General features: G+C 68.0%; 27 protein-coding genes and 1 pseudogene. 18 read left to right on the top strand and 10 right to left on the bottom strand.

All coding sequences use genetic code 11. From position 1 onward, the window contains the following. Positions 1–4: 4 nt before the first annotated feature. Positions 5–847 (bottom strand): DUF1653 domain-containing protein, encoded by an 843-nt coding sequence (locus KF708C_RS03590; protein WP_059410772.1) that lies wholly within the window; start codon positions 845–847, stop codon positions 5–7. A gap of 193 nt (positions 848–1,040) precedes the next feature. Here KF708C_RS03590 and atpD point away from each other — a divergent pair, with 193 nt between their 5' ends. The 10 genes from atpD (at position 1,041) to ybaL (ending at position 10,076) form a co-directional block, all read left to right on the top strand. Further along, positions 1,041–2,516, top strand: coding sequence for a F0F1 ATP synthase subunit beta (gene atpD, locus KF708C_RS03585; protein ID WP_059410771.1), 1,476 nt, complete (start codon positions 1,041–1,043; stop codon positions 2,514–2,516). Beyond that, positions 2,506–2,901 carry a F0F1 ATP synthase subunit epsilon gene (locus KF708C_RS03580; protein ID WP_043365265.1) on the top strand — a complete coding sequence of 132 codons (396 nt, stop codon included), beginning with the start codon at positions 2,506–2,508 and terminating at the stop codon, positions 2,899–2,901. Before atpD ends, KF708C_RS03580 begins: the two co-directional genes overlap by 11 nt. Then, complete coding sequence (locus KF708C_RS03575) at positions 2,898–3,278, top strand: AtpZ/AtpI family protein (RefSeq protein WP_059410770.1); 381 nt, start codon at positions 2,898–2,900, stop codon at positions 3,276–3,278. The genes KF708C_RS03580 and KF708C_RS03575 overlap by 4 nt, the downstream gene beginning before the upstream one ends. After that, on the top strand, positions 3,265–3,630 hold the full coding sequence (locus KF708C_RS03570) for an ATP synthase subunit I (protein WP_059410769.1): 366 nt from the start codon (positions 3,265–3,267) through the stop codon (positions 3,628–3,630). Before KF708C_RS03575 ends, KF708C_RS03570 begins: the two co-directional genes overlap by 14 nt. After that, positions 3,614–4,318, top strand: coding sequence for a F0F1 ATP synthase subunit A (locus KF708C_RS03565; RefSeq protein ID WP_020200948.1), 705 nt, complete (start codon positions 3,614–3,616; stop codon positions 4,316–4,318). Before KF708C_RS03570 ends, KF708C_RS03565 begins: the two co-directional genes overlap by 17 nt. A 34-nt stretch (positions 4,319–4,352) precedes the next feature. Then, a complete protein-coding gene (locus KF708C_RS03560; RefSeq protein WP_020200947.1) occupies positions 4,353–4,634 on the top strand; it encodes a F0F1 ATP synthase subunit C in 282 nt (93 codons plus the stop codon). 10 nt (positions 4,635–4,644) lie between these two features. Beyond that, positions 4,645–5,472 carry a F0F1 ATP synthase subunit B family protein gene (locus tag KF708C_RS03555; RefSeq protein ID WP_059410768.1) on the top strand — a complete coding sequence of 276 codons (828 nt, stop codon included), beginning with the start codon at positions 4,645–4,647 and terminating at the stop codon, positions 5,470–5,472. After that, positions 5,469–7,043, top strand: coding sequence for an alternate F1F0 ATPase, F1 subunit alpha (locus KF708C_RS03550; RefSeq protein WP_059410767.1), 1,575 nt, complete (start codon positions 5,469–5,471; stop codon positions 7,041–7,043). The genes KF708C_RS03555 and KF708C_RS03550 overlap by 4 nt, the downstream gene beginning before the upstream one ends. After that, entirely contained in the window at positions 7,040–7,948 is a 909-nt protein-coding gene (locus KF708C_RS03545; protein WP_020200944.1) for a F0F1 ATP synthase subunit gamma, read from the top strand. The genes KF708C_RS03550 and KF708C_RS03545 overlap by 4 nt, the downstream gene beginning before the upstream one ends. Positions 7,949–8,354: 406 nt before the next feature. After that, the gene (gene ybaL / locus KF708C_RS03540) at positions 8,355–10,076 is read left to right on the top strand and encodes a YbaL family putative K(+) efflux transporter (protein WP_059410766.1); all 1,722 of its coding nucleotides are present in this window, start codon (positions 8,355–8,357) and stop codon (positions 10,074–10,076) included. 114 nt (positions 10,077–10,190) lie between these two features. Here ybaL and KF708C_RS03535 read toward each other — a convergent pair whose 3' ends face one another. Further along, complete coding sequence (locus tag KF708C_RS03535; RefSeq protein WP_059410765.1) at positions 10,191–11,594, bottom strand: FAD-binding oxidoreductase; 1,404 nt, start codon at positions 11,592–11,594, stop codon at positions 10,191–10,193. Positions 11,595–11,728: 134 nt separating this feature from the next. Between KF708C_RS03535 and KF708C_RS03530 the strand changes: the two genes are divergently transcribed. Further along, positions 11,729–12,655, top strand: a complete 927-nt coding sequence (locus tag KF708C_RS03530; RefSeq protein ID WP_059410764.1) for a LysR substrate-binding domain-containing protein — start codon at positions 11,729–11,731, stop codon at positions 12,653–12,655. Between the two features lie 24 nt (positions 12,656–12,679). Here KF708C_RS03530 and KF708C_RS03525 read toward each other — a convergent pair whose 3' ends face one another. From KF708C_RS03525 to KF708C_RS03505, 5 genes and pseudogenes are all read right to left on the bottom strand, one after another. Next, the gene (locus tag KF708C_RS03525; protein WP_059410763.1) at positions 12,680–14,032 is read right to left on the bottom strand and encodes an ATP-binding protein; all 1,353 of its coding nucleotides are present in this window, start codon (positions 14,030–14,032) and stop codon (positions 12,680–12,682) included. Next, the gene (locus tag KF708C_RS03520) at positions 14,008–14,673 is read right to left on the bottom strand and encodes a response regulator transcription factor (protein WP_059410762.1); all 666 of its coding nucleotides are present in this window, start codon (positions 14,671–14,673) and stop codon (positions 14,008–14,010) included. The genes KF708C_RS03525 and KF708C_RS03520 overlap by 25 nt, the downstream gene beginning before the upstream one ends. A gap of 46 nt (positions 14,674–14,719) precedes the next feature. Next, positions 14,720–15,087, bottom strand: a pseudogene (locus tag KF708C_RS03515) (hypothetical protein); the annotation flags it as partial. 3 nt (positions 15,088–15,090) lie between these two features. Next, a complete protein-coding gene (locus KF708C_RS03510; RefSeq protein ID WP_059410761.1) occupies positions 15,091–15,543 on the bottom strand; it encodes a hypothetical protein in 453 nt (150 codons plus the stop codon). Between the two features lie 48 nt (positions 15,544–15,591). After that, positions 15,592–16,374 carry a COG4705 family protein gene (locus KF708C_RS03505; RefSeq protein WP_059410760.1) on the bottom strand — a complete coding sequence of 261 codons (783 nt, stop codon included), beginning with the start codon at positions 16,372–16,374 and terminating at the stop codon, positions 15,592–15,594. Positions 16,375–16,831: 457 nt separating this feature from the next. Between KF708C_RS03505 and KF708C_RS03500 the strand changes: the two genes are divergently transcribed. From KF708C_RS03500 to KF708C_RS03470, 7 genes are all read left to right on the top strand, one after another. Further along, entirely contained in the window at positions 16,832–17,608 is a 777-nt protein-coding gene (locus KF708C_RS03500; RefSeq protein WP_043365258.1) for an SDR family NAD(P)-dependent oxidoreductase, read from the top strand. A gap of 53 nt (positions 17,609–17,661) precedes the next feature. Beyond that, on the top strand, positions 17,662–18,651 hold the full coding sequence (locus tag KF708C_RS03495; protein WP_059410759.1) for a Bug family tripartite tricarboxylate transporter substrate binding protein: 990 nt from the start codon (positions 17,662–17,664) through the stop codon (positions 18,649–18,651). 33 nt (positions 18,652–18,684) lie between these two features. Further along, positions 18,685–19,137: a DUF6841 family protein gene (locus KF708C_RS03490; protein WP_020200934.1), complete on the top strand. Its 453-nt coding sequence runs from the start codon at positions 18,685–18,687 to the stop codon at positions 19,135–19,137. A 12-nt stretch (positions 19,138–19,149) separates the two neighbouring features. Then, a complete protein-coding gene (locus KF708C_RS03485) occupies positions 19,150–19,968 on the top strand; it encodes an enoyl-CoA hydratase/isomerase family protein (protein ID WP_020200933.1) in 819 nt (272 codons plus the stop codon). Next, positions 19,965–20,897, top strand: coding sequence for an alpha/beta hydrolase (locus tag KF708C_RS03480; protein WP_082079418.1), 933 nt, complete (start codon positions 19,965–19,967; stop codon positions 20,895–20,897). Before KF708C_RS03485 ends, KF708C_RS03480 begins: the two co-directional genes overlap by 4 nt. Then, positions 20,894–21,646 (top strand): alpha/beta fold hydrolase, encoded by a 753-nt coding sequence (locus KF708C_RS03475; protein ID WP_059410758.1) that lies wholly within the window; start codon positions 20,894–20,896, stop codon positions 21,644–21,646. The genes KF708C_RS03480 and KF708C_RS03475 overlap by 4 nt, the downstream gene beginning before the upstream one ends. A 78-nt stretch (positions 21,647–21,724) precedes the next feature. Beyond that, the gene (locus KF708C_RS03470; RefSeq protein WP_231586372.1) at positions 21,725–22,600 is read left to right on the top strand and encodes an IclR family transcriptional regulator; all 876 of its coding nucleotides are present in this window, start codon (positions 21,725–21,727) and stop codon (positions 22,598–22,600) included. Positions 22,601–22,758: 158 nt separating this feature from the next. Here the strand turns inward: KF708C_RS03470 and KF708C_RS03465 are convergent, their stop codons facing one another. Genes KF708C_RS03465 through KF708C_RS03460 form a run of 3 tightly spaced genes read right to left on the bottom strand, consistent with a single transcriptional unit; the run spans position 22,759 to position 25,041 of the window. After that, positions 22,759–23,766, bottom strand: coding sequence for an NADP-dependent oxidoreductase (locus tag KF708C_RS03465; RefSeq protein ID WP_020200929.1), 1,008 nt, complete (start codon positions 23,764–23,766; stop codon positions 22,759–22,761). Beyond that, entirely contained in the window at positions 23,763–24,209 is a 447-nt protein-coding gene (locus tag KF708C_RS34305; protein ID WP_082079417.1) for an SDR family NAD(P)-dependent oxidoreductase, read from the bottom strand. The genes KF708C_RS03465 and KF708C_RS34305 overlap by 4 nt, the downstream gene beginning before the upstream one ends. 43 nt (positions 24,210–24,252) lie before the next feature. Then, entirely contained in the window at positions 24,253–25,041 is a 789-nt protein-coding gene (locus KF708C_RS03460) for an SDR family NAD(P)-dependent oxidoreductase (protein WP_059410756.1), read from the bottom strand. Positions 25,042–25,048: the final 7 nt, after the last annotated feature.

The raw sequence follows: 25,048 nt of genomic DNA, 5'->3' as shown, positions 1-25,048 counted from the left end.
CGCCTCAGGCCCCGGCCGCCATGCGCGCGATGTTGGCGCGCGCCGGCGCCTCGCAATCGGCGAAGGCCGGCGTCAGGAACAGGCGCTCGCGCCGCGCCATCGCCTGCAGGAAGGCGATGCGGCGCGCCATGAAGTCCGCCCGCAGCGCCTCGCCGGACAAGCCCGAGCGGCTGGCCAGCAGCGCGCGGTTTTCCTCGAACACCGCCTCGGTGTAGGCGTCGAAATCCGCCGCCGGCGCGGCCAGGCGCCACAGGTCGAGGTCCAGCACCGGTTCCGATTCGGGCGCCGAGGCGCGATGCCCGCGGGTATCCATCACGATGCGCGCGGCCAGCGCCATGACCGCGGCATCCGCGCCGCCGGCCACGGTCTCGATCAGCGCCGCGGAGGCGGCCTCGTTGTGCTCGCACCCCGGCACGTAGACCGCGTCGTGGAACAGCACCGCCAGCGCCTGCGCGGGCGAGAGCGCGAGGCCGCGCGCCTGCGCCACGGCGAACATCTCCAGCACGTGGCGGCGGTCGTGGTAGCGGCGGTACGGCGCGTCGTAGCAGGCCAGCGCCTGCAGCACCGCGGCGCGCGGCAGGAAGTCCAGGCAGGCCAGCGCCGCCGGCCAGTCCGGCGCGAAGCGCGGCTGCGCGCCCTGCGGCGTCGCCACGGTCTCGGTGAACACGGCGAGCGGGCGCACCCACAGCTCGCTGCGGTCGCGCATCGACTGGTACACCACCACGCGCGACAGGTCGGACTCGAGCAGGCCGAGCCCGGTGATGGCGTAGGCGCCGCCCTTGTAGTGGCGGAAGGGCATGCCGGGCAGGAAGTCGCCGGTGGCGGGCGGGGTCGGAGGCAGGGTCATGATGCTTGCGGTCTGGGTCGGGGCTGCGCCATGATAGTGCATGGGCCGCGCGGCGCAACGCGCACTTGCCGCGCCGGCGGCCGCGCAGGCGGGGCGCGCTCCGAAAGTTGACATGCGTCAACTTCCCCCGATGACGGGAGCGCATGATTGTGCAGTGGCACAAATGCCCGTGGAGGACGGTGTGAGAGACAGTGTGGAACCGACATGGCAGGCGCCGGCGGGCACGGGCGACGGCACGGGCGGCGAGACCAGTCGCGGCGTGATCGCCGCGGTGCGCGGCAGCGTGGTCGACGTGCGCTTCGAGGCCGCGCTGCCGCCGATCCGCACGCTGCTGCGCGCCGGCGAGGACAGCCGCATCGCCATCGAGGTGCTGTCCCAGCTCGACGCGCGCCACGTGCGCTGCATCGCGCTGACCTCCACCCAGGGGCTGGCGCGCGGCATGGCGGTGCGCGACAGCGGCGCGCCGCTGCAGGCGCCGGTCGGCGCGAGCATCCTGTCGCGCATGTTCGACGTGTTCGGCCAACCCATCGACCGCCTGCCGCCGCCGCAGGACGTGCGCTGGCGCTCGGTGCACCGCGCGCCGCCGCCGCTGGCGCGGCGCTCCACGCGCTCGGTCGTGTTCGAGACCGGCATCAAGGCCATCGACGTGCTGCTGCCGCTCGAGACCGGCGGCAAGGCCGGGCTGTTCGGCGGCGCCGGCGTGGGCAAGACCGTGCTGCTCACCGAGCTGATCCACAACATGGTCGGCCACCACCAGGGCGTGAGCATCTTCTGCGGCATCGGCGAGCGCTGCCGCGAAGGCGAGGAGCTCTACCACGACATGCGCGAGGCCGGCGTGCTGGCCGACATGGTGATGGTCTTCGGCCAGATGAACGAGCCGCCGGGCGCGCGCTTCCGCGTCGGCCACGCGGCGCTGACGATGGCCGAGTATTTCCGCGACGACGAGCATCGCGACGTGCTGCTGCTGATCGACAACATCTTCCGCTTCATCCAGGCCGGCTCGGAGGTCTCCGGGCTGATGGGCCAGATGCCGTCGCGCCTCGGCTACCAGCCGACGCTGGGCACGGAGCTGTCGGGGCTGGAGGAGCGCATCGCCAACACCGACACCGGCGCCATCACCTCGATCCAGGCGGTCTACGTGCCGGCCGACGACTTCACCGACCCGGCGGCCGTGCATACCTTCTCGCACCTGTCCGCCTCCATCGTGCTGTCGCGCAAGCGCGCCAGCGAAGGCCTCTACCCGGCCGTCGACCCGCTGCAGTCGAACTCCATGATGGCCACGCCCGGCATCGTCGGCGCGCACCACTACCAACTGGCGCAGGACATCCGGCGCACGCTGGCGCAGTACGCCGAGCTCAAGGACATCATCGCCATGCTCGGGCTCGAGCAGCTCTCCGCGTCCGACCGCAACGTGGTGGCGCGCGCGCGCCGCCTGGAACGCTTCCTGACGCAGCCGTTCTTCACCACCGAGCAGTTCACCGGCATCCCGGGCAAGACCGTCAGCCTGGCGGACGCGCTCGACGGCTGCGAGCGCATCCTGCGCGACGAATTCAAGGACTACCCGGAGAGCGCGCTCTACATGATCGGGCCGATCTCCGAGGCCAGAAGCAAGCCCGCCACGCCCCAACCCGCCGAGGTGCCGGATGCCGCCGGACAGCATGCAGCTTGAAGTGCTGCTGCCCTTCCGCGTGTTCCTGCGCAAGCCCGGGGTGTCGCGCATCGTCGCGGAAACCGCCGAGGGCTCGTTCGGCATGCTGCCGCACCGCCTCGACTGCGTGGCCGCGCTCGCGCCCGGCATCCTGGTGTTCGAGACGCCGGACGAAGGCGAGGTGTTCATCGCCATCGACCAGGGCGTGCTGGTGAAGACCGGACTCGAGGTGCGCGTGTCGGTGCGCCAGGCGATGGCCGGCACCGACCTCGCGCAGCTGCGCCGCACGGTGGAGCGCGAGTTCCTCGCGCTCGACGAGCAGGCGCTGAGCCTGCGCACGGTCATGGCCAAGCTGGAGACGGGCTTCCTGTCCCGCATCGCCAGGCTGCGCGGGACGGCGCCATGACGGCGCCGCCGGGGCACAAGGCGGAGCCAAAAGAACCGGCGCCGAAAGCGGAACCGCAGGCGCCCGCGCCCACGCTGGCCGGCAAGGTCGGCGCCAAGGCGCGGCGCAAGCTGTGGGCGCGGCGCCAGCGCGTGCCCGGGGTATGGTCCGGGCTCGGCATGATGGGGCTGGTCGGCTGGTCGGTGGTGGTGCCGACGCTGCTCGGCGCGGCGCTGGGCATCTGGCTGGACGAGCATTATCCGGGCCGGCACTCGTGGGTGCTGGCGCTGCTGGTGGCCGGGCTGGTGCTCGGCTGTTTCAATGCATGGCGCTGGGTCGCACGGGAAGACGCGGCCATGCGGCAAGACAAGGAAGGTCAGGACGATGCAGATGCATGACATGGCGGCGTTGCTGCTCGCGGGGCTGGCCGGCGGCGCGCTCGGCGCCTTCTTCTTCGGCGGGCTGTGGTGGACGGTGCGGCAAACCCTCTCGCCGGGCCTGTCGCCGGGCCGCGCGGCGCTGTGGCAACTGGGCAGCCTGCTGCTGCGCACGGGCGTCGCGCTGCTGGGCTTCTACTGGATCGGCGCGGGACAATGGGAACGCATGGCGGCGTGCCTGGCGGGCTTCACCGCGGCGCGCTTCGTCGTGATGCGCATGACGCGCACGGAACCGGCGGAGCAGACCGCGCAACAGGCGGCCGGCCGCCACGCGCCGGCCCGCGGGGAGGGCAGCCATGCGCCTCAGCCCTGACCAGTGGATCTTCTGGCAGCACGGCTTCGTCAAGCTCAATGCCACCATCGTGTTCACGTGGGCACTGATGCTGCTGCTGTGGCTGGGCTCGTGGCTGGTCACGCGGCGGCTCTCGCCGGACCACCGCCGCTCGCGCTGGCAGAACCTGCTGGAGATCGTCATCACCGGCATCGAGCAGCAGATCGCGGATGTGGGCCTGCGCCAGCCGCGCCGCTACCTCGGCTTCCTCGGCACGCTGTTCCTGTTCGTCGCGGCGGCGAGCCTGTGCACCATCGTGCCCGGCTACGATCCGCCCACCGGCTCGCTCTCGACCACGCTGGCGCTGGCGCTGTGCGTGTTCGTGGCGGTGCCGCTGTACGGCATCCGCGACCAGGGGCTGCGCGGCTACCTGCGCTCGTACCTGGAGCCGACCGTGATGATGCTGCCGTTCAACATCATCAGCGAGCTGTCGCGCACGCTGGCGCTGGCGGTGCGCCTGTTCGGCAACATGATGAGCGGGGCGATGATCATCGCCATCCTGCTGACCATCACGCCGTTCCTCTTTCCCATCGTCATGACCGCGCTCGGCCTGCTCACCGGCATGGTGCAGGCCTACATCTTCAGCATCCTGGCGGCGGTCTATCTCGCGGCCGCCACCCACACCGGCGAGACGGAGCCGGCACCGGCCCCGTCGCCCGAACCCAACTGAATCCAACCGAACCCCCAAACCAAGGAAACAGCTCATGGACAGCCTGACCATCATCGCGGTAGCGTCGATCGCCATCGCCGGCCTGTGCACCGGCTTCGGCTGCATGGGACCCGCGCTCGCCGAAGGCCGCGCGGTCGCCACCGCCCTCACCTCGCTGGCGCAGCAGCCCGACGCCTCCGCCACCATCACGCGCACGCTCTTCGTCGGCCTGGCGATGATCGAGTCGACCGCGATCTACTGCTTCGTCGTCTCGATGATCCTGATCTTCGCCAATCCGTTCTGGAACGCCGCCATTGCCCGCGCCGCGCTCAGGTGAGAGGTGAGTCATGTTGATCGACTGGTTCACCGTCGGTGCGCAGGCACTCAACTTCGTCGTGCTGGTCTGGCTGCTCAAGCGCTTTCTCTACCAGCCCGTGCTCGACGCCATCGATGCCCGCGAGAGCCGCATCGCCGCGCAGATCGCCGATGCCGAGGCGAAGGATGCCGCCGCGCGCCAGCAGGGCGACGCCTTCCGGCGGAAAAACGAAGCCTTCGACCGTGAGCGCGCGGCGCTGGTGGCGCAGGCCACCGCCGAGGCCGACGCCCTGCGCCGGCAGCTCATGGACGCGGCCCGGCAGGCCGCCGACGATCTCGGCGCCAAGCGCCAGGACGCGCTGCGCAACGAGGCCGGGCAGCTGACGCGCTCGCTCGGCGAGCTGGCGCGGCGCGAGGTGTTCGCCATCGCGCGCCGCGCGCTGGAAGACCTGGCCTCGGCCAGCCTCGAGGAGCGCGTGGCGGCGGTCTTCGTGCGGCGCCTGCGCGCGCTCGACGAGCCGGCCCGGCGCGGCCTCGCCGCCGCGCTCGGGACGGCGCCGGCGCGCATCGCGGTGCGCAGCGCGTTCGACCTGCCGCAGGCGCAGCGCGCCGCCATCCGGGCCGCGCTCGACGAATGCCTGGGCGGCGGCATTGCACCGGCCTTCGAGACCGCCCCGGAACTGGTGGGCGGCATCGAGCTGGTCGGCGGCGGCCAGAAGCTGGCGTGGAACGTCGACCATTACCTCGACGCGCTGGAACACGCCGCCGGCGAGCTGCTGGACGTGGACCGCGCGGCGGCAAAGGACACCCCGGCCACGTCGGCAGCCCCCGCCCCGCAAGCCGCGGCGGGCCAGCCATGAGCGCCGCCCTGCCCGCTCCGCGGGCCGCCATCGAGCACGCGTTCTCGGCCATGCGCGAGGCGCGCGAGCGCTTCGCGCCGCCGCTGGACACGCAGGAAATCGGCACCGTCGTCAGCGTGGCGACCGGCGTCGCGCACGTCTCGGGCCTGCCCGGCGTCGGCTTCGACGAATTGGTGCGCTTCCCCGGCGACGTGTACGGCATCGCGTTCAACATCGACGAGGACGAAGTCGGCGTGGTGCTGCTCGACGACTACTGGCGGCTCGGCGCCGGCGACCAGGTCGAGCGCACCGGCCGCGTGATGGACGTGGCGGTCGGCGAGGCCCTGCTCGGGCGCGTGATCGACCCGCTCGGCCGCCCCCTCGACGGCCTCGGCCCGGTGGCCGCGCACGCGCGGCTGCCGATCGAGCGCGCCGCCGCGCCGATCCTCGAGCGCGCCCCCGTCACGGTGCCGCTGCAGACCGGCGTCAAGGTCATCGACGCGCTGATCCCGGTCGGGCGCGGACAGCGCGAGCTGATCCTCGGCGACCGCCAGACCGGCAAGACCGCCATCGCCATCGACACCATCCTCAACCAGCGCGGGCGCGACGTGCTGTGCGTCTACTGCGCCATCGGCCAGCGCGCCTCCGCCGTGGCCAAGGCCGTGGCCACGCTGCGCGCCAACGGCGCGCTCGACTACACCGTGGTGGTCGTCACCGAAGGCGACCAGCCGCCCGGGCTGGCCTACATCGCGCCCTACGCCGCCACCAGCATCGCCGAGCATTTCATGGAAGCCGGGCGCGACGTGCTGGTCGTCTACGACGACCTCACCCAGCACGCCCGCGCCTACCGCGAGCTGTCGCTGCTGCTGCGCCGGCCGCCGGGCCGCGAGGCGTTCCCCGGCGACATCTTCTACATCCACTCGCGGCTGCTCGAGCGGGCCACCCATCTCGGCGCCGCGCGCGGCGGCGGCTCGCTCACCGCGCTGCCGATCATCGAGACCGAAGCGCAGGACATGTCGGCCTACATCCCGACCAACCTGATCTCGATCACCGACGGCCAGATCTACCTCTCGCCCACGCTGTTCGAGCTCGGCGTGCTGCCGGCGGTGGACGTCGGCAAGTCGGTGTCGCGCGTCGGCGGCAAGGCGCAGCACGGCAGCTTCCGCGCCGTGGCCGGCGACCTCAAGCTGGCCTACGCGCAGTTCGAGGAACTCGAGACGTTCTCCCGCTTCGGCGCCCGCCTCGACGACGACAGCCGCCAGGCCATCGCGCACGGCCAGCATATCCGCGCCTGCCTCATGCAGGCCGAGTCCGAGCCGGTTCCGGTGCCCGCCCAGGTCGCCATCCTCAGCGCGCTCAGCGCGGGCCTGTTCGACACCGTGCCGCTGGAGCGCATGGACGAAGCCCAGCGCGCCGTGTGCGCGGCGGCGGCCGCCATCCCGGACGCCCTCGCCGCCCGCCTCGAGGCGCCAGGCAAGCCGGGTAAGGAAGACACGCAGGCGGTCGTCGCCATCGCGCGCGCGGCGCTGGCGCCGTTCCAGCCCGCGGCGGGCAGCGCCGCGCCGCCCGCCAGCCCCGGCACGACGCCATGAGCGACACCACCGCCACGCTGCGCCACCAGATCGACAGCGCCACCGAGCTGCAAGGCGTGGTGCGCACCATGCGCGCGCTGGCGGCATCGAGCATCAGCCAGTACGAGCAGTCCGTGCTCGCGCTGGCCGACTACCGGCGCGCGGTCACGCTGAGCCTGGGCGCGTGCCTGCGCCCGCTCGGCGCCGCGGTCTCCACGCTCCGGGAAGAAAAGGCCACCGCGGCGGACAGCCTCGGCGCCATCGTGTTCGGCTCCGACCAGGGGCTGGTGGGCCAGTTCAACGAGATCATCGCCGATTACGCGGTCGCGGCGCTGCGAGCCCTGCCCGGCAAGCGCACGGTATGGGCCGTCGGCGAGCGCGTGCGCGCGCGCCTCGAGGACGCCGGCGTGGCGGTGGCCGGCGCCTATGCGGTGCCCGGCTCGGTCGAGGCCATCGCCCGGCTGGTCGACCGCCTCCAGCTCGACACCGAAACGCAGCGGAGCCAGCCGGAGCAGGCCCGCATCCACGTGTTCTACAACCAGCCCCAGCCCGGCGCGCAGTTCCGGCCGGTGGCGCAGCGCCTGCTGCCGCTCGACGCGCAATGGCTGGCCGCCCTGCTCGCGCAGCGCTGGCCCACGCGCAACCCGCCGCAGGTAATCGGCGACGGCACCGCGACGCTGCGCGCGCTGATCCGCGAGCATCTCTTCATCTCGCTGTTCAGCGCGTGCGCCGAATCGCTCGCCAGCGAGAACGCCAGCCGCCTGGCGGCGATGGAGCGCGCCGACAAGAACATCGACGAACTGCTGGACAGCCTGCGCAGCCGCTTCCACAGCGAACGGCAAAGCGCGATCGACGAGGAACTGTTCGACGTGACGGCCGGATATGAGGCGCTGTCGCAGGCGGGGACCGCCGACGGCGGGCTGTGAGTCGCGGCGGCTGCGCGTCGCGGCGCGAAGGCGGCCGCGGCCGGCCCGATCTCCGGCACCTGCCGGGACACCACTGGCACCCAGCCGCGCGACGTGCCCGGCACCACGCTCCGCCCGCAGGCTGTCTGCACGCCGGTGGCCGCCGAGACCACGACGACTTACCGCCGATGCACGAATGGACGTGTCCCGCGTGCGGGACGACTCGCCACCGTGATGCAAACGCAGCTTTGGCCCCGAGACATGACGCCGTGAGTGCCTGGGCACCGACCTCGGCGAAACGGAAAGTCGGCAGCCGATACGATATCCTTGTACGGCGTGGTCGAGATCGTCATATCTGAGCTGCAGGCCACACCTGCCGCTGCAGCGGCTGCGAGGATCCGATTCGTCCAACTTTCGCGGCCCCGGAATGGAAGACAGCATCCCCCTGATCACCACGCTCGCCGCTGGCTTCAGCATCGCCCTGATCCTCGGGTTCCTTGCCGAGCGCATCAAGGTGCCGGCGCTGGTCGGCTATCTGGTGGCCGGTATCATCATCGGCCCCAGCACGCCCGGTTTCGTGGCCGATGCGCATCTGGCCTCCCAGCTCTCCGAGATAGGCGTCATGCTGCTGATGTTCGGCGTCGGCCTGCACTTCTCGGTCAATGACCTCCTGGCGGTCAAACGCATCGCCGTGCCTGGTGCCGTGGTGCAGATGGCATTGGCTACGGTGCTGGGCATGCTGGTGGCGCGGTGGTGGGGATGGAGCTGGGGCAGCAGTCTGATCTTCGGCCTGGCCCTGTCGTGCGCCAGTACCGTGGTGTTGCTCAAGGCCCTGGAAGCACGTGGCGTGCTCGAAAGCATGAACGGCCGCATCGCGGTCGGCTGGCTGGTGGTCGAGGACCTGGCCACCGTGCTGGTGCTGGTCTTGCTGCCGCCGCTGGCCGGCGTCCTGGGCGGCACGGCGGGAGTGCCGGCAGCCGAATCGCAACCCTTGTGGATGACCATTGGGCAAACCCTGTTGCAGGTGTCGGCCTTCATTGCCCTGATGCTCATCGCCGGCCGCCGGGTGCTGCCCTGGCTGTTGTGGCAGATCTCGAAGACTGGCTCACGTGAGTTGTTCACCCTGTCGACGATCACCGCCGCCATTGGCATCGCCTACGGTGCCGCCCAGCTGTTCAGCGTCTCATTCGCTCTGGGCGCGTTCTTCGCCGGGATGGTCATGCGGGAATCCGAGTTCAGCCACCGGGCGGCTCAGGAATCCCTGCCGCTGCGCGACGCTTTTTCCGTGCTCTTCTTTGTATCGGTGGGCATGCTGTTCGAACCGGCTATCGTGATGGCACAACCGGTGCACGTGCTCGGCGTGGTGGCCATCATCATCGTCGGCAAATCCATTGGGGCACTGGCCCTCGTACTGGCTTTCCGCTACCCGCTCAACACCGCGCTGACGGTCTCCGCCAGCCTGGCGCAGATCGGCGAATTCTCGTTCATCCTGGCCGGGCTGGGGCTTTCCCTCGGCCTGCTGCCGGCCGAAGGCATGAGCCTGGTGCTGGCCGGCGCGCTCATTTCCATTGCCCTGAACCCCATGCTTTTCGCGGCCATCGAGCCGTTGCGCCGCTGGGTGCTCCGACGCTCGGAACTGGCTCGCCGCCTGGAGCGGCGAGGCGACCCCTACGCCGAACTGCCGGTGAACACCGAGCGCAAGTATCTGGAGGGGCAAGTCGTGCTGGTAGGGTATGGCCGGGTGGGCAAACGGATCGCCAGTGCACTGGATGAGCGCGGCATCCCCTATGTGGTGGCGGAACAGAACCGGGAACTGGTCGAGGATTTGCGCAAGAAGGGCATGGTGGCCGTGTCGGGCAACGCCACCGACCCCTCGGTACTGATTCAGGCCCACGTCGCCGACGCGGCCATGCTCGTGGTGGCCATGCCCGATTCGCTCAATGTCCGCCAGATAGCCGACACAGCGCGCGCACTCAATCCGAGAATCGAGATCGTCATGCGCACGCACAACGAGGACGAGTCACTGATGTTGCGCAAGGAAGGGATCGGAACGGTCTTCTTCGGCGAGGAGGAACTGGCCAAGAGCATGACTTGCCACGTACTCCAACGCTTCGCGCCGCGGTCGAATCATTCGGCTGCCTGGCATTGAGACGATCAAGACGGCACGAACGGCAATTGCCCCCTCTTTTGCGGCCCGCCATTGGCCGGACGCTACGTGGCAGGCGACGGCGCGCCAGCGTGGCCGCCGCCGCCGGAGATTCTCTCAGGCCACCGGCCCGGGCCGAACATTCTGGTTCAGGCGAAAGAAGTTGGCCGGGTCGTATTTGTTCTTGATCTCGACGAGCCTTTGGTAGTTCTCCCCATAGGCGGCCCGTACCCTGTCCTCTCCTTCCTCGCCCAGATTATTCGCATAAACCCCGCCCGTCGAGAACGGCCGGATGGCGTCCCACGTTTCACGCGCCCACCGTACATTCGCTTCATCGTCTGCCGGATCGTCCCAGATCGAGATGGGGAAGCAGTCATAAAGCGCATCGCGGTTTACATAGGGTGTCTCCGTCCTCGGGACCCGGGCAATCGCGCCGCCGACGTGCTGCAAGACCAGCAGTGGCATGCCGCCACGCGCGTTCGCATAGGCATCGAGCAGCGTATCGATGGCCGCATCCGCGAGCTCGCGCAGGAACTGCGCCTTCCAGTAGTAGCGGCGCCCGCGGGGAAAGATGGCGTCGCCGGCACGCTGGATCTGCAGGTAAGGGATCGCCTCAAACCGGCACGCGGCCGGGACGCCATGGTCCCTGAGCGGCGCGAGCACTCGCTCGCCTTCCGTGACCGGTCCGGCATAGCATGCCGAGAGGCTCAGGAAGCGCTCGCCGGACGGCGTGGTCACGAGGGCGGCGTCGACGCTGAGTTCGTCCGGCGCCTGGCTCGCAAACGCATGGTAGAAGCGCAAGGCGTCCCGCGCGTGGTCGTAGCGATGCAGCACGGATCCGGTCAGAAGGATCGGCCCGACAGGATGAAGCCGGTACTCGAACGCCGTCACAATGCCGAAGTTCCCGCCGCCGCCGCGAAGGCCCCATAGCAGGTCCGCGTTCTCGGTGGCACTGGCTCTCAGCATGCGGCCATCGGCCAGCACGATCTCGGCCGCGATCAGGTTATCGCATGCCAGGCCATGTTTGCGGCCTAGCCTGCCGAAGCCGCCGCCAAGCGTCAGCCCGGCGATGCCCGTATCGCTGTTGACCCCCATCGTCGTCGCCAGCCCGTGCGACTGGGTCGCGCTGTCGAATTCGCCCAGGCTCAGGCCCGCGCCCGCATGCGCAATGCGGTGCACCGGATCGATCTCGATCCGTTTCAGACGCGCCAGATCGATCACGATGCCGTCGTCGCAGACGGACAAGCCGGCGACGTTATGGCCTCCGCTGCGCACGGCGACCAGATAGCCGCCTGCCCGGGCAAACGTCACGGCACGGCTGACATCGTCGGCATCGGCGCAATGGACGATCATCGCCGGCCGCTTGTCGATAGCGCCGTTCCAGACCTGGCGCGCCTTGTCATATCCGTCTTCTCCGCGCAGGATCGCTTCGCCGTTCAGGCTCTGGCGGAACCGTTCCATGCCCAGGCCGGCATGCTCCGGCCTGCTTCCGGCACTCCCGGAGATGAGATGCGTATCCATGCAGCCCCCTTTCCATGTCCGGCACAGCGGCCTGTGCGCCGCGGTTTCCAGTGACATGCTTGACGCAAGCGGGAAACGAAGCAAGCTCGAAGAACTCATCTGGCAGATGAGCTCCACTCATCTACACTCAGTTCATGCGCAAACTGCCACCGCTACGTTCGCTGCGCGCTTTCGAGGCCGCGGCCCGGCACAGGAGCTTCAAGGCCGCCGCCGCGGAACTCGGTGTGACGCCGACTGCCATTAGCCATCAAATCCGGTTGCTGGAGGAAACCTGCGGCCAGACGCTGTTCCAGCGGCGCCCCCGCCCGCTGGCCCTGACTGGCGCGGGCGCGCAGCTGTTCCCGGCGCTGCGCAACGGCTTCGATGCCCTGGCGAGCGCCGTGGCATCGATCGCGGCGGCCGACCACCAGCTCCCGCTGCGCGTGACGAGCTCGAACGCGTTCGCGAGCCGATGGCTGGTTCCCCGACTACCCGAGTGGCGTGCCTTGCACCCCGGGATCGCGCTGGAAATCATCGGCACCGATGCTGTCCTGGACTTGCGGGCGGGCGAGTCCGATATCGCGATCCGCTACGCGCGAACCTCGCCGTCCGATCATGCCGCGCAGGAGATCTGCCGGGACGCCTTCTTCCCCATCTGCCGGCCGGAACTGCTCGCCACGGATGGCCGGCCCGTTCAGTGCGCCGCAGATCTGCTGCGCTTTCCGCTGATCCATTTCGACTGGATGAACCGGGATCCGCACGCCCCCACGTGGCACAAATGGCTGGCTACCGCGGGCATGATCGACCCGATGATGACGCACCTCACCGTCAAGTGCGGCCTGAGCTTCCGCGAGGAACTGCATGCGATCGACGCAGTGGTTGCCGGACAGGGAATCGCAATATGCAGTGATGTCGTGATCGGCGATGAACTGCGCGCGGGGACCTTGGTCAAGGCGCACCCTCTTTCCTTGCCGGGCTATGGGTTCTACCTGGTGACGACCGCGCATCATCCGAGGCAGGCGTCCATCGACGCCTTCGCGGGCTGGATCCGGTCGACGGCGTTGAAGACCGAGTCGATGTAACGCCGATCCGCATTGCCGAAATCGTCATTTGACTGGAACGATAACGGTAACGCTCAAACCGGTTTGCCGTGCTTTGTCAGCGAAGTCGAGGCGAATTTCCGCGCCGATGCGATTGGTGATCGCCTGGACGATGGACAGCCCAAGTCCGGAACCGATCTGCTCGCTGCCCAGCGTACGGTAGAAGGGATCGAAAACCCGGTCCCGTTCAGCCAGGGGAATACCGGGTCCGTTGTCCTGGATATGCAAGTCGGCCTTCCCGTTCGATACCCCCAGGGAAAGGTCAACTCGCCCACCCTCCGGCGTGTAGCGGATGGCGTTGTCGACCAGGTTCCTGACCACGGCGATCATGTCCAGTTCGCTCACCCATACTTCGGCGTCCTGCATGCCTTCCACACCGATGTCGATGTGCTTGGCCTCGGCCAGCGGCATGAGGTCCTCCAACACGCGGCGGTAGATACCCTGGACGGATACCGGTGACTTCGGCGTGTCAGTGGCGGACTGCGCCCTGGCCAGGGTCAGGAGTTGATCCAGCAGGCCCCGGCCGCGCTCGATCCCCTGGCGTAGCACCGACAGCCGTTCGCGTGCTCGCTCCGACATCTCCGTGTCCGCCAATCGCTCTGCCTGCAGCGACAGGGCGGTCAGCGGGGAGCGCAGCTCGTGCGCGGCATCGGCCACGAAGCGGCGCTGAGACGCCATGGACTGGCCGACACGGGCAAGCAGGCGATTGATCGCCACGGCAAACGGGCGCACCTCGACTGGAAGGTGGCGGTCTTCGACGGGGTGCAGCTCCCGCTCGGCGCGCTGGTCGATTTCCCTGGAGAGCGTGGCAATGGGCCGGAACATCTTGCGCACCAGATCGGCGACGATCAGCAGCAGAACTGGAACGAGAATCAGGAAAGGCATCACGGTGCGCAGCGCGCCATCGCGGGCGATTTCATTGCGGAAGCCCGCTTCCTGGGCCACGGCGATGCGTTCGTTGGCGGCCGTGGTCTTGACCAGCACGCGGAATGTCTCGCCGCCGACCTCCAGCGTATGCAATCCATCGGACAGCGTGGCCGGCAGCGGGAGTGTTCCTCCAGCATCCACGCCGGCCGGAGAGGGCCTGGCCTCGCCCAGGCGCTGGACGATCACGCGCGATTCTTCATCCGCATCGTTAGGGCGGGCGTCGGCAATCGAAGTGGCCGGTGACAGGCGCTGCCGATCCATGAGCTGCGCCACCTGGCGCAGAACGTCATCCTGTAGCTCGTGCGCTTCGTCGAAGGCGGACAGGAACGAGAAGGCGCCGGCCACCGTGGCCACGACAAGGATGGCCAGCGACAGGATGACAGACAGCTTCAGTTGAATCGATTCGTTCAGGCGCCTTTCGAGACCATCCATCCGACCCCCCTGACGTTCTTGATGACCTCGCTGCCGAGCTTGCGCCGCAGCGCGTGGATCAGATATTCGACCGCGTTGCTTTCGACCTCTTCCCCCCAGCCGTAGATCCGGTCCTCCAGTTCGCTGCGCGAGAGGATCGCTCCCGGCCGAACCAGCAGGGCCTGCAGCAGCGAGAACTCGCGGTTGGACAATTGCTGCGGGGAACCGCCGTTGACGCTTGCTTCCCTGGTGGCCGGATCGAGGGACACCACGCCGTTGCCGAAAACAGGCGCCGCCGTGCCGCCTTTGCGCCGCAGGACGGCGCGCATCCGCGCCAGCAGCTCCGCCATCTGGAAAGGCTTGGAGACGTAGTCGTCGGCCCCGCCGTCCAGGCCGCGCAGGCGATCATCCAGGCCATCGCGTGCCGTGATGATGAGCAGGGAAATCGGATTGTCCCTGGCTCGGATGCTGGCCAGCACCGCCAGCCCGTCCTTGCCGGGCAGGCCCAGATCGAGCAGCACCAGGTCGTAGTGCTGGCTTCCCAGTGTCGCGAGCGCCGTCTGTCCGTCTTTGACCCAGTCAGCCGCATAGGACGCATCCTTCAATGCGCCCTGAATCGCTTCGCCGATCATGGGGTCGTCTTCGACCAGCAATACCCGCATCCCCCCTCCCTTCAAGCGATGTGCAATGCGCCGCCCTGGCCGCCCGCTGCCTGAACAGCAGGATTGCCGTCAGCATGAAGGCCAGCAGCACGGCCGACGCTGAATGTACCCGATTCCCAGCGAACGATCCGCAAAATCGGCCGGGGTCGTGCCAACCCTGGCGGTGGCGATGATGGTGCGCCAGTAGAGGGAGGGATGGAAGCCCTTGGCCCTGGCCTGCGCGATCACGGCGGCCAGGAAGGTCGCCGCGAAGATGCCCGTGCCGACCGGGTAGCCCAGGTTCATGGACATCGAAACGGCATCGCCGCCGGTTTCGCCGAGCGTGGTGGCGGCAATCTTGATAAGCCAGAAGCCCAGCGTGACTTCGGGGACTTTGGCCAGGGCGTGTTCAGTGCGTGCATGGGGCGCGCTCACGGGTCAGGCTTTGCCTTCGAGCGTGTCCAAGGTTTTCAGCAGGGCGCCCAGCGCTGCCTTGCAGTCAGGCTGGCTTGGCGTATCGGCGCGCAGCGCCGCAAGCGACTTGTCGATGGCCTTGTCGAGCAGATGCCAGTCTTCGGCTGCTTGCGGTTTCAAACCGGCCTCGGCCGAATCCCAGGAGACTTCCAGATCCTTGATGCGGGTCCTGGCCGCGGGTAGATCCCCCTTGTCAACGATGGCGGCCACATCGGCGGCGATGCCGCGGAAGGCCGACAGGTCGCCCAGTCTGGAGGCCGTCTTGCCCTGCGGTGCCGGGGCAGTCCGGGCCGGCGTGGCGGGTGCTGCGCCGGCGTGGCTCTGATCGGCTGGCTTGGAACAACCGGCCGCCAAGGCCAGGAGCACGGCCGCCGACACGGCGGCCACAGGACGAACGATCGAGTGCTGCATGGTCATGATTTCTCCTTGAGCTTGGGAAGGGGGCCAAAAGGGAGTTAAAGGGGGTTACTCGGCGGCTTGCGCAGCGCTGCTTCCGTTCATGCCGATCTGTGCAAGAGCCACAAGCATGACGATCACCGAAAGGAACAGGACACTGGTCCACATGGCCCCCATGCCGAGGCCGCCGTAGGTCTTGGCCTGCGTCAGCAGGTCGCCGAGCGCCGCGCCGAAGGGACGGGTCAGGATGTATCCAATCCAGAAGGTCAGCACGGCATTGCCTCCCATGCGCCAGGCGGTGTAGGTGATGCCGATCAGCGCGCCGAACGCGACGGCGCCCCAGGTGAAGCCCAGGCCCAGTGCCTCGGTCGCCAGGTCGCCGGCGGCGGTGCCCAGAGCAAACGTGCAGAGGATGGCGGCCCAATAGAACAATTCGCGGCGGCGCGTCACGATGTCGTGGATGGACAGGGTGCGCTCGACCCGATACCAGACGAGGAAGATCGCGGCAAGCGTCACCGCGAAGGCCGAAGTACTGACGTACAGGCTGACGCCCAGGCCATCGGTCAGCAGGTCGGTGATCTGGGTACCGACCACGCTGACCAATACCACCGTCAGCCAGTAAATCCACGGGGTATGGCGGCGGGTACGCAACTGCGTGAACAAGGCGGCCGCCAGCAAGGCGGCCATGACCGCGCGGGTCATGCCCTGGCCCCAGCCCGCGTCGACCGCCAGGAAATCGGCGCCCGTCTCCCCCACCGTGGTGGACATGATCTTGATGATCCAGAACGACAGCGCGACTTCCGGAACTTTGTTGAGCCAGCCCGTGGAACTGGCCGTGGGCAAGTTGTTCATGGTGTTATTCCGCCGAGGTGAAATGGGTTGCCATCAGTCTGGCCAGGCTGACTTAGCCCTGCCATAGGCTCACCATCGGCTCACCCGCGAACCCATCCCGGCGCGGTCGGCCCGCCGCGACTCGGACAGGCCAGTTGGCCGACGAACGGCTGCTGCGTCCCCGGAAACCGTCGCCGCCCCGGCGCCTCGGCGTTCGTCTCCTTCGGGTCGAGCGGAGGCCATATGACGATGAAGACCGGCCGTTCCAAACGCTGGCGGAACGACTTCGCCGGCTGGAAGGTGGGTAATCGCCACGGCACGGAAGGAGCGCCGCCGCCGGCGAGCGCGGACGCAACGCCGGACCGCACAGCGGAACGCGCCGTTGGCGCGCGGTCCGGCGCCCCCTAGACTTTCCACACCGCCGCCCGCATGGCCCGACTTCCGGCACGTCATGGGCGACGGCCAGGAAGCCGTCTCCATGCACCTGCACGCATCACCATTCGATCTTCAAGGCCGCGCCGCCTTCATCTCCGGCGCTTCGAGCGGCATCGGCCTGCACACCGCGCGCATGCTTGCCGAAGCGGGGGCGGCGGTGGCGCTGGCGGCACGGCGCACCGACCGGCTCGAAGCCGTCGCCGCCGAGTTGCGCTCGGCGGGACACAGGGCATGCGCCGTGGCACTGGACGTGACCGACGCCACGGCCATCGCGCCCGCATGGCGGGCGGCCGAGGCGGCGCTGGACCAGCCCATCGACATCCTCGTCAACAACGCGGGCGTCATTCACGTGGCGCGCTTCGTCGAGCAATCGCCCGAGGCCATCTCGCGTGTCTTCGACACCAACCTGAAGGGGGCCTATCTGATGGCCCAGGAAGCGGCACGCCACATGGTGGCGCGCGGGCGGGGCAGCATCATCAATATCGCTTCATCCTCGGGGCTGCGCGCCGGCGGCCAGATGTCGAGCTACGGCGCATCGAAAGCCGGGCTCATTCACCTGACGCAGATCATGGCGCTGGAACTGGCCGGCAAGGGGGTGCGCGTCAACGCGATCGCCCCGGGCAACATCGAAACGGACATGCACGCCGAGTTCGCCGGGCGCGGCATCGAGGAGGGAATTCTCCGGCGGATTCCCATGCGCCGGTTCGGCAAGCCGTCGGACCTCGACGGCGCGATGCTGCTGCTGGCGTCCGATGCCGGCCGGTACATGGCCGGGGCGGTCATTCCCGTCGACGGCGGCCAGGTGCTTAGCTGGATGTAGCAACGCCTTTCGCATCAAACCAGAACCAGAACCAGAACTATCAGGAGACAACCATGCATCACAGAACGCGCACGGCGCTGGCCGGCGTGCTGGGCAGCGCTTTGCTTTCGCTCGCCCCGCTTTGCATCGCGGCGCAGGACTATCCCTCCAAGCCGGTCAAGATCGTGGCGCCATACGCGGCCGGCGGCGCGATCGACATCGTCGCCCGCACGCTGGCGCAGCCGCTCGGCCAGGCGCTGGGCCAGCCGTTCGTGGTCGACAACAGGACCGGCGCGGCCGGCAATCTTGGCGTGGATGTCGTGGCCAAGGCGCCGGCCGACGGCTACACGCTGACCGTGGCGCTGAGCTCGAACCTCATGATCAACCAGTTTCTGTACACGAAGCTGCCCTACCAGCCGGAGAAGGACCTCAAGCTCGTCGCCAAGGTCGCGGAGGCGCCGCTGGTGCTGGTCGTGACGTCCGGCATCCACGTCGGCAACCTGGCGGACCTGCGCAAGTACGTGCAGTCGCACAAGGGCAAGATGTCGTACGGCTCCTGGGGCGTCGGCACGATTTCCCATCTGAGCGCCAGCCGCCTCAACGACCTGCTCGGCGGCGACATGGCGCACGTTGCCTATCGCGGCGAATCGCCCATGATCAACGATCTGGTCGCCGGCAACATCCAGGTGTCCTTTGTCACGGGCGCGCAGGCGCCCCAGTTCATCGCCGCGGGGCGGCTCAGGCCGATCGGCGTGACCGGGCCGGCGCGGCTGGCCGCATTGCCCGACGTCCCCACGTTGACCGAGACCGGCATCGACGACGCGCTGCTGCGCGCGGTGGGCTGGGTCGGCGTGGCCGTGCCCGCCGGCACGCCGGCGCCGGTGGTGGACCGCCTGGCGCTGGAACTCGACAAGGCATTGCGCAAGCCCGACGTGCAGAAGCGCATCCGCGACCTGGGGTGGGCGCCCAGCTTCCAGGGCCCCGTCGACGTGGCGGCCACCTACCGGCGCGAAGCCCCGGTATGGAAGCAGGTCGTCCGTGAATCCGGCGCCAGGCTCGATTGACCGAATCGATTCACCCCGAGGAACACCCACGCCATGAGCACAGACCGCACCGCCGTCCGCGAAATGAATAGCTGGTTCTTCGACACCTACCTGCCCGACTGGGTGCGGATGGGGGCCGACACGGACCACGATCCCGAGGCCATCCTGAAATACTGGGGCGCGCCGCTGCATGCCGCTTCGGTCAACATGACCCGATGCCTGCACACCGGAGACCAGGTCATCGGGCTGCTGCGGGCCAACCAGGCCCCCCTGCAGGCCGAGCGGTACACCCATACCGTCGTGCTGGACCGCGCCGTCAAAGGCTACAACCACAACGCCGGATCGATCGACGTGATCTGGTCGCGGCGGCGCGCCGACGAGAGCGAGATCGAACGCCGCGCCGTGCATTTCGGCATCCACCGCACGGACAAGGGCTGGCGCGTGGTGTCCGTCGCCAGCGCGCTGACCGATCGCACGTCGCTCGCCGACATCTGGGAAACCGTCTGACGGAGCAACGACATGACCGCATCCACCCAATCCACCGGCGAACCGCTGATCCGCCATGCCATGCGCGACGGCGTGGCGATCGTCACGCTGAATCGCCCCCCGCAGAACCGCCTGACCCGGACGCTGTATGCCGAGCTCGAGGCCGCCATCCGTCATGGCGTGCGCGCCGGCGCGCGCGCCATGCTGTTCCGCAGCGAACTCGACGACTTTTGCCTGGGCGGCGATTTCCGCGAATGGCCTCACCTTGAAACGCACAGTGCCAGGCGCGAGCGCTTCGGCTATTCGAACGGCATTCTCAATGCCATCGAATCGTTGCCGATTCCCACGATCTGCGAGGTCAACGGCCGCGCCTATGGCGGCGGCTTCGAGCTTGCGCTGCATACCGACCTGATCTTCGCCGCCGAATCGACGCGGTTCCGCTTCACCGAAGCCACGCTGGGGGTTTCGCCTCTGGCGGGCGGCATCCAGCGCATAGCGGAGCGCTGCGGCCGCGGCGTGGCGGCGCGCCTGGTGATGCTGTCCGAGGAAATCACCGCGGCCGAGGCGCTCTCGCTGAACATCGTCGCCAAGGTCGTGCCCGACGGTGCGCTGGCCGAAACCGCCATGCGGCATGCCATGCAGCTGGCCGCCGGTCCCACGCGCGCGCATGCCGTGACCAAGTCGGTGCTCGGCGCCTGGTCCGCGGGCGGCGTGCGGGCCGCGGACGAAGTGATGATCGAGCAGGTTTCCGTGCTGCTGGCGACCGACGACGTGCAACGCGGCGTGCAGTCGGCCATCGCGGCCATCGAAGCCGGCCTGCCCCGGCCGGAAGTCCCGTTCCACGGACAATGAAAGGCAACGACATGATGCAACCCGAAGAACACTACATCCCGGCCGAAGGCGGAATCGAACTGCATGCCTGGGTCTTCCGGCCGGCCCCGCACGACGGGCCCGCTCCCGCCATCACGATGGCGCATGGCTTCTCCGGCCTGAAATACCGCGGACTCCGCGAGTATGCCGAGCGCTTCGCGGCCGCGGGCTTCGCGGTGCTCGTCCACGATCATCGCAATTTCGGCCTGAGCGGCGGCGCGGTGCGCGGCGACATCGACCCGTGGCAGCAGATTGCCGACTGGCGGCGCGCCATCGGCTACCTGGCATCGCTCGACGGCATCGACGCGAAGCGGATCGGCATCTGGGGCACGAGCTACGCCGGCGGCCACGCCGTGGTGCTGGGCGCCACCGATGCGCGGATTCGCGCGGTCGTGGCGCAGGTGCCGATCGTCAGCGGCTACGAGCAAAGCCTGCGCCGCGTGGCGCCCGACGCGCGCGCGGCCCAGCAGGCGCTGTTCGACGACGACGAACGGGCGCAGTTGCGCGGCGAGCCGCCGACGATGCAGCGCGTCGTCAGCCTGGACCCGGCGGTGCGCGCGGTCTACCGGTCGAAGGACATGATGGACTACCACAACGCCTACGACATTCCCGACGGCGTCGAACCCAGCGAATACGTGACGTTGCGCTCGTCCCGGCTGTCGCAGCTCTACGAGCCCGGCCACTGGATTCCGCGCATCGGGCCGAAGCCTTTGCTGATGGTCGTCGCCGAACACGACGTCGTCACGCCGACCGACCTGGCGCTGGCAGCTTACGAGCGGGCCGTGGAGCCCAAGCGGCTGCGCCTCATCGCCGGCGGCCACTTCGACGCATACCGGAAGTCGTTCGAGGCTTCCAGCTCGGCGGCGCTGCAGTGGTATCTGGAACATCTGATGCCGGAGGTGAGAGCATGACGCAGGGCATCATGGTGCTCGTGCACGGCTATCTCGACGGCCCGGGCGTCTGGAGCCGCCTGATCGGCCGGTTCGCGCCGCAGGGCTGGAAGATTGTCCCGGTGGCATTGCGCTCCGGCGCGGCCGGGGCCGGGCCGGACCGTCAACTCGAAGGCTATGCCGCGGACGTGGTGCGTCAGATCGGGGAAATCACAGCGGACGCGTCGGTGCCGGTGATCGTGGTTGGCCACAGCATGGGCGCCCAGGTGGCGGAACTGGCCGCGCTGCAACTGGGCGACCGACTCGCCGGCCTTGCCTTGATCACCGCCGCACCGCTGGCCGGCTATCCGCTGCCGCCGGCTGTCATGGCACGGTTCGCCGCACGGGCCGGACTGACGGACCGTGAGGCCATCGGCGCGGGCAAGCGCGGGCTGGCGGTGGAGCTCGATGCCGATGCGCTGGACATCCTCGTCGATGGCACCGTGGCGACACGGCGGGAGGATGCGCTGGCCCAACTGCAGGCATGGACCGGCGGCCACCCCGCCGGCCGGACGCCATCGGCTTTGCCCTGCCCCGTCCTCTGCGTGGCGACCGACGACACGTTCTTTACCGAAGACGTCATCGCGGCCACGGCCACGCGCTTCAAGGATGCGAGCCTCGAGAGGGTGCCGCGTGCCGGCCATTGGCCGCAGCTTGAGCAACCGGAGGCGCTTGCGGAAGTACTGAGACGCTTCCTTGTATGCCGTGCCAGAGGCGATACACTTCGTTGACGCGCTGCCGCGCACGAGCGTGGGCAAGTACGACAAGCGCGCGATGCGGGAACGCTGCCAGCGGAAAGGGGAGACGCCGTGAAAAAAGCATCGGGCAAGGCAGAAACTCCGAGCGTGCTTGCGGCGCGCGCGGCGGCATCCGAAGCGCCGGACAACGCGGGCGCCGTGGCGTCGATCATCGCCGAGGGATCGGACCGGAATTTCGTCGAGGCACTGGCGCGGGGCCTGCGCATCCTGCAGGCGTTCCATTCCAGCGAGGAGCGGCTCAGCAACCTCGAAATCGCCCACCGCTGCGGTTTGCCCAAGTCCACCGTCACGCGCCTGACCTATACGCTGACGACACTCGGCTTTCTCCATCACATCGCGGATCTCGGGCGCTATCGCATTGGCCTCGCCACGCTGACACTGGCTCATGTGGCGCACGCGCGGCTGGACCTGCGCGCGGCCAGCGACGCGGCGCTTCAGGCGCTGGCCGACAGTACCCACACCATGATTTCCCTTGGCATACGCGATGACCTGTCGGTGCTCTATATCGATTGCCGTCGCAGCCAGTCGACCGCCGTCACACTGAACCTCGACGTCGGCAGCCGGCTGGCGCTTGGGACAACCGCCGTTGGCCGGACGCACATCGCGATCATGGGCGCGGCGGAACGGCGCTCCGTCATGCAGCGGCTCCAGGCACTGGGGGAAGCGCAGTGGCCAGCCATCGAGCAAGGTATTGCACGCGCGTTCTCGGAACTGTCGGAAATCGGCTGCGTCACGTCGTTCGGCGAATGGAACAAGGAGATCAACGGCATCGCGGTGCCACTCAGGCTCGGTGCCGAACTGCCGCCAGTGGTCATCAATGCCGCAGCGCCATCGCGAACCATGTCCGCCGGGCATTTCATCTCCGACGTCCGTCCGCGGCTGATCGCCACGGCCCGCATGATCGAGAACCGCTATCAGCGTCACTGATGACGATCCGCCCGCAATTGGGCTTTTCCGCACGCCAGGACCTCGCCCGAGCGGACTTCATCCGGCCGGCCATATCGGTTCGCGCCGCGGAGAAGTCACCGCTCGGGCTGACCGGAAATGAACGCCACCGCCTGCCCCTCCCCGCCCGCCCCTCCCTTTCAGGGCTGTTTTACCTTGACGATCACCTTTCCCTTCGATCGCCCATTCTCGACATAGGCCAACGCATCTGCCGTGGAGTCCAGCGAATACACTCGATCAATGACTGGCTTGATTGCGCCGGAGTCGATCAACGAACCAATCTCGCGCAATTGATCTCCGCTGGCACGCATAAACACGAACGAGTAGCTGATGCCCTGCTGCTTGGCCTTCTTTCTGATCCGATAGCTCAGAAGGCGGATCACCTGCTTCAACGGCCAAGATAAGCCTTGCTCCACCGCGAACTCCGGGCTGGGAGGGCCGGATATGGAGATGAGTTTTCCGCCGGGCTTCAGCACGCGCAGCGACTTCCCAAGCACGTCGTTGCCAAGGCTGTTCAGAACGACATCATAGCCATGCAAGGCATCTTCGAAGTGCTGTTTCCTGTAGTCGATGACAATATCCGCGCCCAGGGCTTTCACCCAGTCGATGTTGCTCGTGCTGGTGGTCGTGGCCACGAAAGCGCCGAAATGCTTGGCGAGCTGAATGGCGATCGTTCCCACGCCACCGGAACCGGCGTGGATCAGCACCTTCTGCCCCCTTTTCAATTTCGCGGTTTCGACCAGAACCTGCCAGGCGGTCAGGCCGACCAGAGGAATGGAGGCCGCTTCCTCCATGCTGAGGTTGCTGGGCTTCAACGCCAGCGCACTTTCCTTTACCGCAATAAGTTCGGCGAACGTGCCAATGCGATCCTGGTCCGGACGCGCATAAACCTCGTCGCCTGGCTTGAATCCCCGCACATTGGCCCCGACACGGACGACGACGCCAGCCACGTCATTTCCGAGAACCAGAGGCAAGCGATACGGCAGGATCAGCTTGAACTCGCCTTTCCGGATCTTTGAATCCAGGACGTTGACGCTTGCCGCATGGATCTGCACCAGAACATCATCCGTCCGCACTTCAGGTTCGGCCACCTGGCCGATCCGCCCACCGCCTTTGCTGCCGTAACGATCAATGATGAAGGCTTTCATGACTTCTTCCCGATGAATGGAAACGCCGATGCGAGTACGGCCTCCACCAGAACGGCCGCCCGGATTCCGGTGCCCGCATGATCTGTGATCCGCCCGGCATCCAATGCACGAATGCCCGCTCGAACGACAGAGGGCGTCTGCATTATGATGGCCTTCAGTTGGGGAGTCATTCTTTGCCGCGCGACACTTGCGAGGCCTGTATCCGTCAGTCCCGGGCAAAGCGATGTCACCGTCACGCCATCACGCTTGAACTCCCGGTGAGGCGCCTCACCAAGCCGAAGAACATACGCCCGCAACGATTGCGCCAACGCTGCAAGCCGGTCCAAACGGCGGGCAACGAGTATCAGCTGGTGGCCAAGCTGCGCATATTGCTTGGCGAACGCTTCACCGAAGCCGGTGGATGCGCCGGAGATGAGCACCCATGTGCCGTTATCTGGTTTCATTGGACTGGCCTATTCACAATAAGAGATGTATTTGTTCGGCATCTCAGGAAACCGTCCGATAACGTTCTGCGGCATGTGCCTGCCTGATACCCGAAAGCAGGGCTTGCCGAGCGGCGTCAAGGCGCTCCCAGCGTTCGGCATCGTGCAGCGGCGGGATGGTCACGAGTTCGCGGCGATCGAAGCCGGCCAGTGCGGCATCGACCAGCTCGCTCACTTCCATGACTTCGGGCAGCGTGTTGACGTCAATGCCCGCGCGTTCCCATATCTCGGTGCGGGTGGCCGCGGGAAGCACGGCCTGGATATAGACGCCCTTGGGCAGGAGTTCCAGGCTCAACCCTTGCGAGAGGAACAGCACGAAGGCTTTCGTCGCGCCGTAGATCGACATTCCGAATTCCGGCGCCAGGCCGACGACCGAACCGATGTTGACGATTGCGCCCTCACCAGCCTGCGCCAGCCGTGGGGCAATGGCGCCGGCAAGCCGTGCCAGGGCCGTCGTGTTGAGCGTGACAAGCCGATCAATGCTGTCTGCTGTTTGCGCAAGGAAGCTGCCCGATTGGGCGGCTCCGGCATTGTTGATGAGGACACCAATTCGGGCGTCGCTGCGCAGGCGCGCCTCGACCGCCTGCAGGTCATCGGCCCGGGTCAAGTCGGCCTGGAGCACCTCGACGGCGACGCCGTTTTCCTGGCGCAGACGGGCGGCCAGCGCATCCAGTCTGGCCTTGTCGCGTGCGACAAGGACGAGATCGTGGCCACGACGCGCGAAGCGTTCGGCATAGGTTGCACCAATGCCGCTGGAGGCGCCGGTGATAAGGACCGTGGAGCGAATGGACATGGGCTTG

Origin of the sequence: Cupriavidus basilensis (assembly GCF_000876015.1) — a bacterium.
GTDB lineage: Bacteria > Pseudomonadota > Gammaproteobacteria > Burkholderiales > Burkholderiaceae > Cupriavidus > Cupriavidus basilensis_B.
Note: the sequence above shows the minus strand (reverse complement) of the source record. Positions and strands in the feature narration are given on the sequence as shown.

Bases quoted from the DNA above. Each gene is read 5' to 3' on its own strand.
- KF708C_RS03590 (WP_059410772.1), bottom strand. From the start codon at position 847: ATGACCCTGCCTCCGACCCCGCCCGCCACCGGCGACTTCCTGCCCGGC.
- KF708C_RS03580 (WP_043365265.1), top strand. From the start codon at position 2,506: ATGCAGCTTGAAGTGCTGCTGCCCTTCCGCGTGTTCCTGCGCAAGCCC.
- KF708C_RS03575 (WP_059410770.1), top strand. From the start codon at position 2,898: ATGACGGCGCCGCCGGGGCACAAGGCGGAGCCAAAAGAACCGGCGCCG.
- KF708C_RS03570 (WP_059410769.1), top strand. From the start codon at position 3,265: ATGCAGATGCATGACATGGCGGCGTTGCTGCTCGCGGGGCTGGCCGGC.
- KF708C_RS03565 (WP_020200948.1), top strand. From the start codon at position 3,614: ATGCGCCTCAGCCCTGACCAGTGGATCTTCTGGCAGCACGGCTTCGTC.
- KF708C_RS03560 (WP_020200947.1), top strand. From the start codon at position 4,353: ATGGACAGCCTGACCATCATCGCGGTAGCGTCGATCGCCATCGCCGGC.
- KF708C_RS03555 (WP_059410768.1), top strand. From the start codon at position 4,645: ATGTTGATCGACTGGTTCACCGTCGGTGCGCAGGCACTCAACTTCGTC.
- KF708C_RS03550 (WP_059410767.1), top strand. From the start codon at position 5,469: ATGAGCGCCGCCCTGCCCGCTCCGCGGGCCGCCATCGAGCACGCGTTC.
- KF708C_RS03545 (WP_020200944.1), top strand. From the start codon at position 7,040: ATGAGCGACACCACCGCCACGCTGCGCCACCAGATCGACAGCGCCACC.
- ybaL (WP_059410766.1), top strand. From the start codon at position 8,355: ATGGAAGACAGCATCCCCCTGATCACCACGCTCGCCGCTGGCTTCAGC.
- KF708C_RS03535 (WP_059410765.1), bottom strand. From the start codon at position 11,594: ATGGATACGCATCTCATCTCCGGGAGTGCCGGAAGCAGGCCGGAGCAT.
- KF708C_RS03530 (WP_059410764.1), top strand. From the start codon at position 11,729: ATGCGCAAACTGCCACCGCTACGTTCGCTGCGCGCTTTCGAGGCCGCG.
- KF708C_RS03525 (WP_059410763.1), bottom strand. From the start codon at position 14,032: ATGGATGGTCTCGAAAGGCGCCTGAACGAATCGATTCAACTGAAGCTG.
- KF708C_RS03520 (WP_059410762.1), bottom strand. From the start codon at position 14,673: ATGCGGGTATTGCTGGTCGAAGACGACCCCATGATCGGCGAAGCGATT.
- KF708C_RS03510 (WP_059410761.1), bottom strand. From the start codon at position 15,543: ATGACCATGCAGCACTCGATCGTTCGTCCTGTGGCCGCCGTGTCGGCG.
- KF708C_RS03505 (WP_059410760.1), bottom strand. From the start codon at position 16,374: ATGAACAACTTGCCCACGGCCAGTTCCACGGGCTGGCTCAACAAAGTT.
- KF708C_RS03500 (WP_043365258.1), top strand. From the start codon at position 16,832: ATGCACCTGCACGCATCACCATTCGATCTTCAAGGCCGCGCCGCCTTC.
- KF708C_RS03495 (WP_059410759.1), top strand. From the start codon at position 17,662: ATGCATCACAGAACGCGCACGGCGCTGGCCGGCGTGCTGGGCAGCGCT.
- KF708C_RS03490 (WP_020200934.1), top strand. From the start codon at position 18,685: ATGAGCACAGACCGCACCGCCGTCCGCGAAATGAATAGCTGGTTCTTC.
- KF708C_RS03485 (WP_020200933.1), top strand. From the start codon at position 19,150: ATGACCGCATCCACCCAATCCACCGGCGAACCGCTGATCCGCCATGCC.
- KF708C_RS03480 (WP_082079418.1), top strand. From the start codon at position 19,965: ATGAAAGGCAACGACATGATGCAACCCGAAGAACACTACATCCCGGCC.
- KF708C_RS03475 (WP_059410758.1), top strand. From the start codon at position 20,894: ATGACGCAGGGCATCATGGTGCTCGTGCACGGCTATCTCGACGGCCCG.
- KF708C_RS03465 (WP_020200929.1), bottom strand. From the start codon at position 23,766: ATGAAAGCCTTCATCATTGATCGTTACGGCAGCAAAGGCGGTGGGCGG.
- KF708C_RS34305 (WP_082079417.1), bottom strand. From the start codon at position 24,209: ATGAAACCAGATAACGGCACATGGGTGCTCATCTCCGGCGCATCCACC.
- KF708C_RS03460 (WP_059410756.1), bottom strand. From the start codon at position 25,041: ATGTCCATTCGCTCCACGGTCCTTATCACCGGCGCCTCCAGCGGCATT.